The organism is Streptomyces sp. NPDC104761 (assembly GCF_055583445.1).
This window is the reverse complement of sequence record NZ_JBVJNZ010000025.1, coordinates 68,050-79,648: the sequence shown is the minus strand read 5'-3', so window position 1 is coordinate 79,648 and position 11,599 is coordinate 68,050. Positions and strand designations below refer to the sequence as shown.

The 11,599-nt window shown below is 70.7% G+C and carries 11 protein-coding genes and 1 pseudogene; 1 reads left to right on the top strand and 11 read right to left on the bottom strand.

Features of this window, described 5'->3' with window-relative positions:
- Nucleotides 1-197: 197 nt before the first annotated feature.
- The 4 genes from ACZ63F_RS40540 to ACZ63F_RS40525 form a co-directional block, all read right to left on the bottom strand.
- Nucleotides 198-1,568 carry a hypothetical protein gene (locus ACZ63F_RS40540; RefSeq protein WP_469718826.1) on the bottom strand — a complete coding sequence of 457 codons (1,371 nt, stop codon included), beginning with the start codon at nt 1,566-1,568 and terminating at the stop codon, nt 198-200.
- A complete protein-coding gene (locus ACZ63F_RS40535; protein WP_469718825.1) occupies nt 1,558-2,142 on the bottom strand; it encodes a DUF6114 domain-containing protein in 585 nt (194 codons plus the stop codon). The genes ACZ63F_RS40540 and ACZ63F_RS40535 overlap by 11 nt, the downstream gene beginning before the upstream one ends.
- Nucleotides 2,143-2,283: 141 nt before the next feature.
- Nucleotides 2,284-2,931: a DUF6230 family protein gene (locus tag ACZ63F_RS40530; RefSeq protein WP_469718824.1), complete on the bottom strand. Its 648-nt coding sequence runs from the start codon at nt 2,929-2,931 to the stop codon at nt 2,284-2,286.
- A gap of 644 nt (nt 2,932-3,575) precedes the next feature.
- The gene (locus ACZ63F_RS40525; RefSeq protein ID WP_352364977.1) at nt 3,576-4,550 is read right to left on the bottom strand and encodes a tetratricopeptide repeat protein; all 975 of its coding nucleotides are present in this window, start codon (nt 4,548-4,550) and stop codon (nt 3,576-3,578) included.
- 232 nt (nt 4,551-4,782) lie between these two features.
- Between ACZ63F_RS40525 and ACZ63F_RS40520 the strand changes: the two genes are divergently transcribed.
- Nucleotides 4,783-5,445 carry a TetR/AcrR family transcriptional regulator gene (locus ACZ63F_RS40520; RefSeq protein WP_469718822.1) on the top strand — a complete coding sequence of 221 codons (663 nt, stop codon included), beginning with the start codon at nt 4,783-4,785 and terminating at the stop codon, nt 5,443-5,445.
- Between the two features lie 49 nt (nt 5,446-5,494).
- Here ACZ63F_RS40520 and ACZ63F_RS40515 read toward each other — a convergent pair whose 3' ends face one another.
- From ACZ63F_RS40515 to ACZ63F_RS40485, 7 genes and pseudogenes are all read right to left on the bottom strand, one after another.
- Nucleotides 5,495-7,195 carry an acyl-CoA mutase large subunit family protein gene (locus ACZ63F_RS40515; RefSeq protein WP_469718821.1) on the bottom strand — a complete coding sequence of 567 codons (1,701 nt, stop codon included), beginning with the start codon at nt 7,193-7,195 and terminating at the stop codon, nt 5,495-5,497.
- A 90-nt stretch (nt 7,196-7,285) separates the two neighbouring features.
- A complete protein-coding gene (locus ACZ63F_RS40510; RefSeq protein WP_403444387.1) occupies nt 7,286-7,630 on the bottom strand; it encodes a DUF3817 domain-containing protein in 345 nt (114 codons plus the stop codon).
- Nucleotides 7,631-7,696: 66 nt separating this feature from the next.
- The gene (locus ACZ63F_RS40505; protein ID WP_469718820.1) at nt 7,697-8,206 is read right to left on the bottom strand and encodes a MarR family winged helix-turn-helix transcriptional regulator; all 510 of its coding nucleotides are present in this window, start codon (nt 8,204-8,206) and stop codon (nt 7,697-7,699) included.
- Between the two features lie 65 nt (nt 8,207-8,271).
- A pseudogene (locus ACZ63F_RS40500) lies at nt 8,272-9,057 on the bottom strand (MFS transporter); the annotation flags it as partial.
- A gap of 229 nt (nt 9,058-9,286) precedes the next feature.
- Nucleotides 9,287-9,937, bottom strand: coding sequence for a TetR/AcrR family transcriptional regulator (locus ACZ63F_RS40495; RefSeq protein ID WP_469718818.1), 651 nt, complete (start codon nt 9,935-9,937; stop codon nt 9,287-9,289).
- Nucleotides 9,934-10,614 (bottom strand): DUF4166 domain-containing protein, encoded by a 681-nt coding sequence (locus ACZ63F_RS40490; RefSeq protein ID WP_469718816.1) that lies wholly within the window; start codon nt 10,612-10,614, stop codon nt 9,934-9,936. The genes ACZ63F_RS40495 and ACZ63F_RS40490 overlap by 4 nt, the downstream gene beginning before the upstream one ends.
- A complete protein-coding gene (locus ACZ63F_RS40485; RefSeq protein ID WP_469718814.1) occupies nt 10,611-11,354 on the bottom strand; it encodes a hypothetical protein in 744 nt (247 codons plus the stop codon). The genes ACZ63F_RS40490 and ACZ63F_RS40485 overlap by 4 nt, the downstream gene beginning before the upstream one ends.
- Nucleotides 11,355-11,599 lie beyond the last annotated feature (245 nt).

The window sequence follows — 11,599 nt, the reverse complement described above, 5'->3', positions numbered from 1 at the left end:
GTTGGGGTTGCCCCGCCCACGTGCCCGGGAACAAGGAGATTTCTTCGGCGTGGGGTTCAAGGTAGAGGTCGCTCCTTTTTTCCCCTCCTCTGCCCGGGGGACCTCCGGCGGGGCACCGGACACGCCTGTCCCCCCCCGAGTCGGTACTCGGCGGGGCACAGCCCTCTTGCGGCTCCCGGACGGGTCCGTGGTGGCGCTCAGCTGGTTCCGTCGGTCGTGTAGACGTGCATCCCGGGCACGTGCAGGGTGCCGCCGAACTGCGCCGCCTGGACGACCTTCACGTTGGTGAAGTAGATCAGCGGGATGTTCAGCGGCGGCGGGTTGTCCACGTCGAACGTGATCGGGATCAGGCCGAAGAGGTTGCCGGAGATGGACTCCGTGTACATCGTCGTGGCGCCGCCGGTGATCTTGGACGTGGAACCGGACGCGGCCTGCACATGGTAGGTCTTGTCGATGGTCGTGTCCTTGACCGTCTGGTGCAGGTCACCGATGTCGGTGCCGCCCGAGATGACGTACTTCAGCACCTTCTTCGTCTTGCCGCTGGCCGTCTTCACCTCGACGATGCCCTGGTAGTCGGCGCTCTTCAGCGTCAGCGAGCTGGCGCTCAGGTACCAGGGGTCGTCCGCGACCGCGACCTTGTTGTCGACACCGCTCACGTCGTCGGTGGCGGCCTTGCAGTTGTCGGCGGACGGGCTGGAGCTCGCGGACGGGCTCGGCGAGGCGCTGGACGTGGCGTCCCCGGCCGCCTGGGTGGCGTCCTTGGTGACCTCGCCGGCCGCCTTGGTCGCCGTGTCGGTGGTGTCCTTCACGGTGTCCGTGACCTTCTTGACGGTCTTGGACACGGTGTCGGAGCCGCTGTCCTTGCTCGACGAGGACGACGAGGAGGACGACGACGAGTCCGAGGACGCGGACGCCGACGGCGAGGGGGTGGCGCTCGCGGTGGAGTCCGACGAGGACGAGCCCGTCGTGCTGCCGCCGCTCAGGATGCTGCCGATCGCGTCCCCGATCGAGCCCAGCAGGCCGCCACCGCTGCTGCTGCTCGCGGAGGCCGACGGCGACGGCGTCGCCGTGCTGCCCGTGTCCGACGAACCGGAGGACCCCGACGAGCCCGAACCGGACGAGGACGAGGACGACGACTTGGACGCGGACGGCGTCGGCGTGGCCGCGTCGTCGGAACCTGAATCCGACGAGGACGACTTGTCCGACGACGACGTCGAGTCCTTGGCACCGTCCGACGCGGTCGCCGACGGCGAGGCCGAGTCCGTGGCCTTGTCGCTCGCCGACGCGGAGGGCGACGCCGAGTCCAGGGCGGAGACGCAGTCCTTGTAGTCCTCGGCCAGGCTCTTCGAGGACGCCGACGACGTGCTGTTGGTGTCGGCGATCGCGAGCGAGGACGTGAACCCGAAGCCCATGAGTACGGCCGTCGGCATCGCCACGGAGGCGATCGCCTTGCCCGCCGGCATGTGGAACCTGGTGAACAGCGGCTTCCTGGGCGCCGCATGCCGCGGCCCGGTTCTCACACGGGACTCGTCCACATCAGTCCCGTGGGTCACCTCGTCAGCCGGCACTGTGCCTCCCGTTCGCCCCGTTCACCGGGCTCGTTCCTGACAGGTCGTTCTCCCCCAGCGGCGCAAGGCCCTGGGAGGTACCCCCATCGCTCGCGCCGTCCGGCCCCGGGTAGTAGGCGGCCTCCTCCGGGGCGCCGTCCCCGGCCGGCGGGATCTCGCCCTCCGGCTGCGGCTTCGGGGGCGCGCCCGGAGACCAGGCCACGGCCATCGCTCCGCCCACGAGGGCGAGCAGGAAGCCCATGACGAAGCCGCCGAAGTTGGACACGGGGAGGGACACCAGCGCCAGCAGGATCGCGGCGATTCCCGCGAACGTGCGGATGTGCTTCTGGAACCAGAGGCTGATGCCCAGGACGACGAGCAACACGCCGATGATCAGGGACCCGGCGCCCGCGGTGGTCGCCATCGCCACCGTGAGGTTGCCGATCTGGAGATGCGCGTACGGGAAGTACATGATCGGGAAACCGGCGAGCAGGATGTACAGACCGGCCCAGAACGGCCGCGTGCCCCGCCAGGAGCGGAACTGCAGCCTCCGGCGGGTGAACTGGCCGGGTGCGGCAGGAGTCTCGGCGCTCATGGAAAACAGCTCCCTGGTGCGGCGTTGCTGTGGTGGTGATGCTGTGTGGTGCGGTGGTGGTTCCTTGTACCGCGTGTGAAGACCGTGGGATGAAGGGGGAGGGCGGGGGTGCCGTCGGCGCCCCCGCCCGTCACGGAGTGCTTAGTAGCACTCCGCTCCCTTCGTCGAGATCGACATGTGCAGACCGCTCAGCTTGAAGGTTCCGGCAGTGGTGGCCCACGCCGTCTGCTTCACGCCGGACAGCGAGGCGTGGTCCGCCTCCTGCGCGAACCCGTTCGGGTTCGTCAGACCGGCCTTGGCCTCGTCGTTCTTGATGCCCGGACCCTTGGTCGAGCTGCCGGCCGCGACACCGATGTTGATGTTGGTGAACGTCGCGTCGGCGCTCAGGTCGTCGAGGTCGATGTACAGCTTGGTAGCCTCGACCGGCTTCTTCGCGTCGGCGCCCGCGTGCAGGATCAGGCTGACGTTCCCGAAGATCGGGACGTTCGGCGTGACCACGGACTGGCACAGGTTGGTGATGGTCGCGCTGTTGAACGCCGACACCGCCACCGGGTGGATCGTCTTGTCACCGGCGAGGGTGACACCCGAGTCCACGGCGCCGTACTGAACGAAGCCGTCGCCCTCGAGCTGGTCGGCCGTGACCTTGAACTGCTGGCCCGACACACTGAACGACGCGGCGAGAGCGCCCTGCGCGAGGGCGACACCTATACACGCCGTGGCGGCGACGCTGGGCACCATGACCACAGCGAACCGCTTCCATCTGGTCCCGCCACGCACCTGGGACTCCATTTTTCCTCCTTCTCGGACGTACATCTCCTGGCCCGGTATCGCCCCCAACGGCGGCTCAGCCGGGCAGGGATGGGAGAAGTGCTACGTCCTCGGAAGGGGAGCGCCCGTACTCGGAGGCACGAACGCACCTCGATCACCGGCGATCACCCCCGAGCGACAACCACTGGTCGCGCCTGACACGCATCACGCACAACCTTGCTGGACAGGCTTCGCGGTGAGGCGAAGACCCCCCTGCCCAAGAGCCGGCGTCACTGCCGCCGACTCTGCTCGGTGGGGACCCAGATGAACCCGCGGCCCGATTGGCTGTCGGGGTACGGGAATGGACCGAGCGTCGCCGATCGTGGTGCATTCTCGCCGCCCGCACAAGGGGCTTCGTTACTCGGTAGTAACGGCCGGATAACCGAAGGACGACCCACTGGTCTCGGAGAGCGACTCTGGGTGGCATCGAGGGGCAGAGCAAAACAGTTGATCGATGGACGAAACCAGACAGAACAACAGCCCTGATTTACTCCAAGTAACAGCGGCCGCCATTACCAAGATTTGGTAAAGAGCGGCCGCTGCGGCCTCGCCTCGGCAAATCTTTCACTCGGGCATCACAGGACGTGACGTTTAGCGACTGGTCAGCCCCGTGTCCAGATCGTTGTCTAGAAGAGCGCGCGCGCCAACGCCCTGCGCGCTCCCACAACCCGCGGGTCGTCGGTGCCCACGACCTCGAAGAGCTCAAGAAGCCGCCGCCGTACGGCATCCCGGTCGTCGCCGGCCGTCCGCTGCACGGTCTCGATCAGCCGCCCGAAGGCGTCCTCGACGTGCCCGCCCACCAGATCCAGGTCGGCGGCCGCGATCTGCGCCCCGGCGTCGGCCGGCTTCTCGGCCGCGTCCCTGCGTACCTGCTGCGGGTCCATCCCCTGCACCCGCTGGAGCAACTCGGCCTGCGCCAGCCCCAGCTTGGCCTCGCTGTTGGCCGGGTCGTCGCTCAGCACGTTCTTGTACGCCTGGACCGCACCGCCGAAGTCACCCGCGTCCAGCGCCTGGACGGCCGCCTCCAGGAGGGCGTCGTACGGGCCCGCGGGAGCCGCGGCGGGCCCTGCCTGGGTGCCCGGCTCCGCGTCGGGGTCGACGACGAGGCCGGTCAGCCCGAACCGCTCCTCGGCGACCTGCACCAGCTGGTCCAGCGTCCCGCGGATCTGCTCCTCGCCGGCCGCGCCCTGGAAGAGGGGCAGCGCCTGCCCGGCGACGACGGCGAACACCGCCGGGATCCCCTGGACCCCGAACTGCTGCATCAGCATCTGGTTGGCGTCGACGTCGATCTTCGCCAGCAGGAAGCGGCCGTTGTACTCGACGGCGAGGCGCTCCAGGACCGGGCTCAGCTGCTTGCAGGGCTGACACCACTCGGCCCAGAAGTCGATGACGACAGGGACTTCGGCGGACCGTTGCAGGACATCGCGCTCGAAGCCGGCTTCGTCGACGTCGATGACCAGATCGGCCGGGGAGACGGCACCGGCACCACCGTGCCGGGCCGCTTCGGCGCGCGCCTGCTCGGCCTTGGCCTTGGCCTCCTGGGCCGCCTTGACCGCGGCGAGGTCGACGACGCCGCTCATGGACATGTTCCGTGGCTGCATGCGTCTATCCTCCCCCGTTCCCGCGCGTGTGTGAAAAGCGTTGTGAAAGCCGGGCCGAACCTGTGTGCTTCAGCGGCGCCGGGTCCCCACCCCACGCCATGGTCGTCGCCCGTGCGGTCAGCCACGAGCTTTCGCTACGACCCGTAGCGTAATGCCATCCGGGACCCGCGCGACACCACTTTCCGGTGATCTCCCTCACGGCATCACGGGAAACCCCGGTTATGGTCGTGGGATGCAGAGCCGCACCCCCGCCGGACGTACCGGCCGCCCGCGCAGCGCCGCCGCGGACGCCGCGATCCTGGAGGCGACGCGGCAGGCACTGGTCGAACTGGGCTGGTCCAAGCTCACCCTGGGAGACGTGGCCACGCGGGCCGGGGTTGCAAAAACGACTCTCTACCGCCGCTGGGCGGGCAAGAACGAGCTCGTCGTCGACGCGGTGGCGGAACTCTTCGACGAACTCGAACTCCCCGACCGCGGCAGCCTGGCGAGCGACATCGAGGGCGTCGTGCTCCAGTTCGCGGCGATCCTGGACCGCCCGGAGGCCCGCAGCGGCCTGATGGCGGCCGTCGCCGAGTCGACTCGCGACGACGCACTGCGGGAACGTATCCGCGCCTCCATCGTGGACCGCCAGAAGCGGCTGGTCCTGGAGGGCCGGGCCCGTGCGCAGTGCCGGGGCGAACTCCCCTCCGAGCCGAACCCGGAGGAGGCGGCCCGCACGGTGGACCTGATCTTCGACATGGTGGCGGGTGCGGTGGTCCACCGCACCCTGGTGAGCGGCAAGCCGGCGGACGAGGAGTGGGTGCGCGACTTCACCCGCGTCCTGCTCCTGGGCCTCGCCGCCGAGCCGCCCGGGGCGCCCACTTCGGGGCCGACCGAGTCGGGTGGGTGGGCATAGGTCCCGGGGGTCCAGGGGGCGGAGCCCCCTGGTACCCGGCGGTACGCGGCTAGAACCCCGCCGGCTCCGTGTACACCCCCCACTCGTCCCGCAGCACCCCGCAGATCTCGCCCAGGGTCGCCTCGGCGCGTACGGCGTCCAGCATCGGCTCGATCATGTTGGCCCCGCCCCGCGCAGCGGCCAGCATCGCGTCCAGGGCAGCGCGCACCGCGCCCTCGTCCCGGGCGGCCCGCCGTGCGCCGAGCACCCGCACCTGCTCCCGCTCGACCTCGTGCGAGACCCGCAGGATCTCCAGGTCCCCCGTGACGGACCCGGTGTGGACGTTGACGCCCACGACCCGCTTGTCGCCCTTCTCCAGTGCCTGCTGGTACTGGAAGGCGGACTCGGCGATCTCGCCAGTGAACCAGCCGTCCTCGATCCCGCGCAGGATGCCCGACGTGATGGGGCCGATCGGGTGCCGCCCGTCCGGGTGGGCGCGCAGCCCCCGCTCCTTGATCTGGTCGAAGATCTTCTCGGCGTCGGCCTCGATCCGGTCGGTGAGCTGCTCGATGTACCAGGAACCGCCCAGCGGGTCCGCCACGTTGGCGACCCCGGTCTCCTCCATGAGCACCTGCTGGGTGCGCAGCGCGATCTCGGCGGCCTGCTCGCTCGGCAGGGCGAGGGTCTCGTCCAGGGCGTTGGTGTGCAGCGAGTTGGTGCCGCCGAGCACCGCCGCCAGCGCCTCCACGGCCGTCCGCACCACGTTGTTGTAGGGCTGCTGCGCGGTCAGCGAGACCCCGGCGGTCTGGGTGTGGAAGCGCAGCCACTGCGCCTTGTCCGACCGGGAGCCGTACACGTCCCGCATCCACCGCGCCCAGATCCGGCGCGCGGCACGGAACTTGGCGATCTCCTCGAAGAAGTCGACGTGCGCGTCGAAGAAGAAGGAGAGGCCGGGGGCGAAGACGTCCACGTCGAGGCCGCGGGAGAGCCCCAGTTCGACGTACCCGAAGCCGTCCGCGAGCGTGTAGGCGAGCTCCTGCGCGGCCGTCGCGCCCGCCTCGCGGATGTGGTAGCCGGAGACGGAGAGCGGCTTGTACGCGGGGATGCCGGCGGCGCAGTACTCCATCAGGTCGCCGATCAGCCGCAGATGGGGTTCGGGCTGGAACAGCCACTCCTTCTGGGCGATGTACTCCTTGAAGATGTCGGTCTGGAGCGTTCCGTTGAGGACCGACGGGTCGACGCCCTGCCGTTCGGCGGCGACGAGGTACATGCAGAAGACGGGCACGGCGGGCCCGCTGATCGTCATGGAGGTCGTGACGTCGCCGAGGGGGATGTCCTTGAAGAGGATCTCCATGTCGGCGGCGGAGTCGATGGCGACCCCGCAGTGCCCGACCTCGCCGAGCGAGCGCGCGTCGTCGGAGTCCCGGCCCATGAGGGTCGGCATGTCGAAGGCCACGGAGAGACCGCCGCCGCCGTTGGCGAGGATCATCTTGTAGCGCTCGTTGGTCTGCTCGGCGTTGCCGAACCCGGCGAACTGGCGGATGGTCCAGGTCCGCCCGCGGTAGCCGGTCGGATACAGGCCGCGTGTGAAGGGGTACTCCCCCGGCCAGCCGATCCGGTCGAATCCCTCGTACGTGTCCCCTGGCCGGGGCCCGTACACCGGCTCCACGGGGTCCCCGGAGAGCGTGGTGAAGTCGGCGTCCCGCTTGCGGGCCGCGTCGTAACGGGCCTGCCAGCGTCGGCGGCCCTCCTCGATGGCGTCAGCGTCCATGGTTCGAATTTACTAGGACGTCCTAGTAAAGTCGATGGGGGAACCGCCGCACGGGTGTCCGTACGGCGGTACGGCCCGGGGGCCTGTGGCCTAGGCCTGGACCTTCGCGGCCACCGGAGAACCCTCGGTGACCTTGGCGTCCAGCTCGCGGGTGACCCTGCGCTCCACGAAGAAGGCGGCGGTCGGGATGGTGCCCGCGAGCAGCACCCACAGCTGCTTGCCGACCGGCCACTTCGCCTTGGAGCCCAGGTCGAAGGCGAAGACCAGGTAGACGACGTAGAGCCAGCCGTGCGCGATGGCGACGACCCGTGTGACGTCGGCCGCACCGTCGATGTCCAGCCCGTACTTGGCGATCATGCTCAGGCACAGCAGCACCAGCAGCACACCGGTGACGTAGGCCAGGACGCGGTAGCGGGTCAGCACGCTCTTTTTCATGGGGACGAGCGTAACCACCCGTTCCGGGAGATCTTGCCCCGGGTCACTCCTGTGCGCGAGGTGCGTTCAGTCCTCTTCGAAGTCGTTCGCGGCGACCCGCAGCGGCCGCAGCATCGCGAAGATCTCCCCGCACTCCTCGGCGTCGTACACCCCTAGCCCGAAGTCCATCGCCATCAGGTCACGGGTGGCCGCCTCGACGACCTGGCGGCCCTTCTCGGTGATCGTGGCGAGCGTGCCGCGCCCGTCGTTGGGGTTGGGCCGCTTGTCGACCAGACCGGACTTCACCAGCCGGTCGACCGTGTTCGTCACCGAGGTCGGGTGCACCATCAGCCGCTCGCCGATCTTCGACATCGGCAGCTCACCGGCCTTGGAGAAGGTGAGCAGCACCAGCGCCTCGTAGCGGGCGAACGTCAGCCCGTACGGCTTGACCACCGCGTCGACCTCGGCCAGCAGGATCTGCTGGGCCCGCATGATCGACGTGATCGCGGCCATCGACGGGACGTTTCCCCAGCGCTGCTTCCAGAGGTCGTCGGCACGGGCGATGGGGTCGAAGGGGAGACTGAGAGGCTTGGGCACGTCACCGACCCTACCGGCCGGTCATATAGCGGTCAGCCCTGTCTCGGCTTTCGGTCACCTCCGGCTCAGCCACCTCCGGCTCGGTCGCCTCCGGTGGGGCGGGCCGGGGAGCGCCGGTCCGCCACCGCCAGGCCGCAGCAGCACACCACCCCCACCACCCCGGCGCCCGCCACGGCCGCCCGTACCCCCACGGCCTCCGCCGCCAGCCCCGCCAGCGTCATGCCGACCCCCTGCAGGGTCATCAGCCCGGCGCTGAGCACGGTCATGGCCCGGCCGCGCAGTTCCTCGGGCACGGCCCGCACGAACCACTGGTCAAGGCCCAGCGTGTACGCCGACCCGGCCCCCGCCGCCAGCAGGAGCAGCAGCGAGAGCGCGAGGGACGGGTGCAGGGCGTACCCGAGGTACGGCAGCAGGGAGAGGCAGACCAGCGGCAGGGCGATCCGCTCCCGGGCGGCCGGGCCGAGCCGGGCGCCGGCGTACAGCTCCCCGGCGACGGTGCCGACCGGCAGCGCGCACATCAGCAGGCCGAGCCCCGGGGACCCGGAGCCGAGCGCGTCGGCGTAGGGGGCGGCGAGCGCCTCGGGGACGACGGCGAACATCGCCGGGACCCAGAAGAGGAGCAGCAGCAGGCGGATGCGGCGGTCGGCGAGCAGCTGCCGGGTGCCGCCGCGTTCCCGGGCCCGCGCGCGGGCGGGGCGCCGCCGGGTGCCGAGCCGGAGCAGGGCGGCCGAGGCGAGGAAGGTGCCGACGGTGATCAGCAGGGCGTGCCGCGGGGTGAGGACGGCGAGGAGCAGTCCGCCGAGGCCGTAGCCGACCAGCAGGGCGCTCTGCGCGACGATCCGCAGCAGGGCTCCAACAGCACCGTCGAAACCCACCGCCCTCCGACAGCGCCCCCGAAGGGGCGCGGGGAACTGCGCGACCAGCCACGACGACGCCGCAGACGACAGACCCGCTCCAACAGCTCCATCGAAACCCACCGCCCTCCAACAGCGCCCCCGAAGGCGCGCGAGGAACTGCGCGACCAGCCACAACGACGCCGCACACGACAGACGGCGCATCGCCCCGCTGCCAGTGGCACGCCTAGTTACGGCCGGCCCGCCGCAGATGGTGCCGGACCGCGCGCTGGGCCACAGGGCCGAGCTCCTCCAGCGCGGCGACCATCGCACCGAGCTGTTCCAGGGCGTCCAGGGCCGCATGGGCGCCGGCCGTGTCGACGCCCTCGTACAGCTCGATGCCGACGAAGGACGCGGCGACCGCGCGGGCGAGCCCGGCCGGGTCGGCGAACTCGCCGAACGGGGTGGCCGCGAGGACCCGGACGAGCACCTCCTCCATCTCGGCGATCCACAGGTCGAGCCCGTCCGCCGTGGCCGGTCCGAGCGCCTCGTGGGTCTGGGCGCCGGCCAGCAGCTGGCCGAGCAGGGCGACATGGCCGCCGGCGCGGGCCTCCTCGTGGATCTGCCGGCCCACGGTGAGGAGTTCTGAGAGCGAGCGGACCGCGGCGAGGCGGGGGCGGAAGCGGGCGACGGCCTGTTCGGCGCCGTACCGGCAGGCGGCGGAGAGGAGTTCGTCCACGGATCCGAAGTGGTAGAAGACCAGCGCCTGGTTGACCCCGGCCGCCGCCGCCACGGTACGGGCCGAGGTCTTGGCGATCCCCTGCTCGGTGAGCGTCCGCAGCGCGCCCTCCAGCAGCTTGTTCTTGGTCTCCAGGGACTTGGCGGTCTCCGGGCTCACGCGCGCGACTCCTCACGGACCGGCCGCAGCCCGGGGCGCACCCCGCAGCCGCGGATGTCGGTGTACGACGCCTCGAAGGAGCCCTGGTAGCCGAAGAGCGGCCCGACGTACCGGTTCACGACCCGCACCCGGACCCGGAAGCGGCCGGCGCGGTCGTCGTAGGACTCGCGCACCTCGGCGGTGGCACCGACGAGTTCGGGGACCCGGACGTCCACCGGGCCCTCCCTGAACCGGTGTTCGCCGGAGCGGATCAGCAGGGAGCCGTCGGCCTCGGCACGGAACTGCAGCTCGCCGGCGAGGTGCTGGTGGGTGCCGAGGTAGTCGAGGATGCGGTCGCCCTTGGGGCTGAGCACCATCTGGGCGTCGAAGCGGCGGGAGCGGCCGGGCAGGTCGAAGGTGCGCACGAAGCTCACCGTCTCACGGCCGTAGGTGTCCGTGTAGGGCACATTCTCGATCTTGAAGGGGACGTTCCGGGCGGCCTTCGGGACCAGGATGTTGCGGGTGGCGCCCAGCGCCAGGAACGGCTTCACGAATGCCGGCCCGTGCCAGATGCGCTCCATCACGCCGTGGCCGGTGCAGGCCTCGCCGCTCTCCAGGCCGACCGAGAAGCGCCGTCGGAGCTCGGGGTGCAGCCGGTCGAAGTCCGGGCCCATGACCGTGCGGAACATCGACGTCACGACTGCTCCTCCACGGTGCGCAGGACCCGCGGGGCGGTGACCTTCGCCGACGGGGCGCGCAGGCAGCGGCGGGCGGCGGGGGTGGTCGCGAGCGGGGCCGCGAGGAGGGCCAGCGAGAGAGCGACCACGAGGAGGAGCGGGACCAGGAAGGCGACGGCGGGCGAGAGGGCGCCGAGGACCGGCCCCCGGCCCAGGCCCGCGGCGCAGCCGGCGATCGTCAGCGCGCGGGCCGCCAGTTCGGCCAGCCAGTTCCACCGGGCCCGTTCCGGGGTGATCCCGCGTTCCAGCCACAGCCGCAGCCGGTCGAAGGACCAGGCGGTCGCCCAGCCCATGAGCGGGCGGAGCACCAGCCGGTCGGCGAGCGCCCCGAAGGCACCCCAGCGGGGCCGGTAGTCGTAGCCGGTGAGGAAGCGGACGCCGTCGCCGACCGGGATGTAGCGCCAGTAGCCGCTGCCCTCGGCGAGCAGCGAGAGCGGGTGCGGGGAGGTGAAGCGCAGGGCCGAGGTGCGGGTACCGTCGGGCCGCTCCTTCTCCCCGGCCGAGACGCCGGTGCCGGCGATCGTCAGGAACGGGAGCACACGGGTGCCGTAGCGGAAGCGCTGCGGCTCGCCCGCCGCACGCGGCAGGTGGTCGATCTCGGTGAACCTCAGGTCCCAGCGCTGGTGCCGGGCCGGGTCCTGGGTGCGGGCCCACAGTTCGTCGAGGTCGGCTCGGATGTGCGCCTCTATGTAGAGACCCATTGGTGGTGTACCCCCGTCACCTGGTCCTTCGAGAGGTCTTTTGAGCGAGCGCTCAAACCCTTCGGAGATGACGGTATCCGGTTTTGAGCGACCGCTCAATCACTGGGCACGAGAAACCCCGGCCGCGAGGGGCCGGGGCTTCCTTCCGCGGGGGCTTCCTTCCGCGGGGGCTTCCTTCCGCGGGGGCTTCCTTCCGCGGGGGCTTCCTTCCGCGGGGGCTTCCTTCCGCGGGGGCTTCCTTCCGC

Bases quoted from the DNA above. Each gene is read 5' to 3' on its own strand.
- ACZ63F_RS40535 (WP_469718825.1), bottom strand. From the start codon at position 2,142: ATGAGCGCCGAGACTCCTGCCGCACCCGGCCAGTTCACCCGCCGGAGG.
- ACZ63F_RS40530 (WP_469718824.1), bottom strand. From the start codon at position 2,931: ATGGAGTCCCAGGTGCGTGGCGGGACCAGATGGAAGCGGTTCGCTGTG.
- ACZ63F_RS40525 (WP_352364977.1), bottom strand. From the start codon at position 4,550: ATGCAGCCACGGAACATGTCCATGAGCGGCGTCGTCGACCTCGCCGCG.
- ACZ63F_RS40520 (WP_469718822.1), top strand. From the start codon at position 4,783: ATGCAGAGCCGCACCCCCGCCGGACGTACCGGCCGCCCGCGCAGCGCC.
- ACZ63F_RS40515 (WP_469718821.1), bottom strand. From the start codon at position 7,195: ATGGACGCTGACGCCATCGAGGAGGGCCGCCGACGCTGGCAGGCCCGT.
- ACZ63F_RS40510 (WP_403444387.1), bottom strand. From the start codon at position 7,630: ATGAAAAAGAGCGTGCTGACCCGCTACCGCGTCCTGGCCTACGTCACC.
- ACZ63F_RS40485 (WP_469718814.1), bottom strand. From the start codon at position 11,354: ATGGGTCTCTACATAGAGGCGCACATCCGAGCCGACCTCGACGAACTG.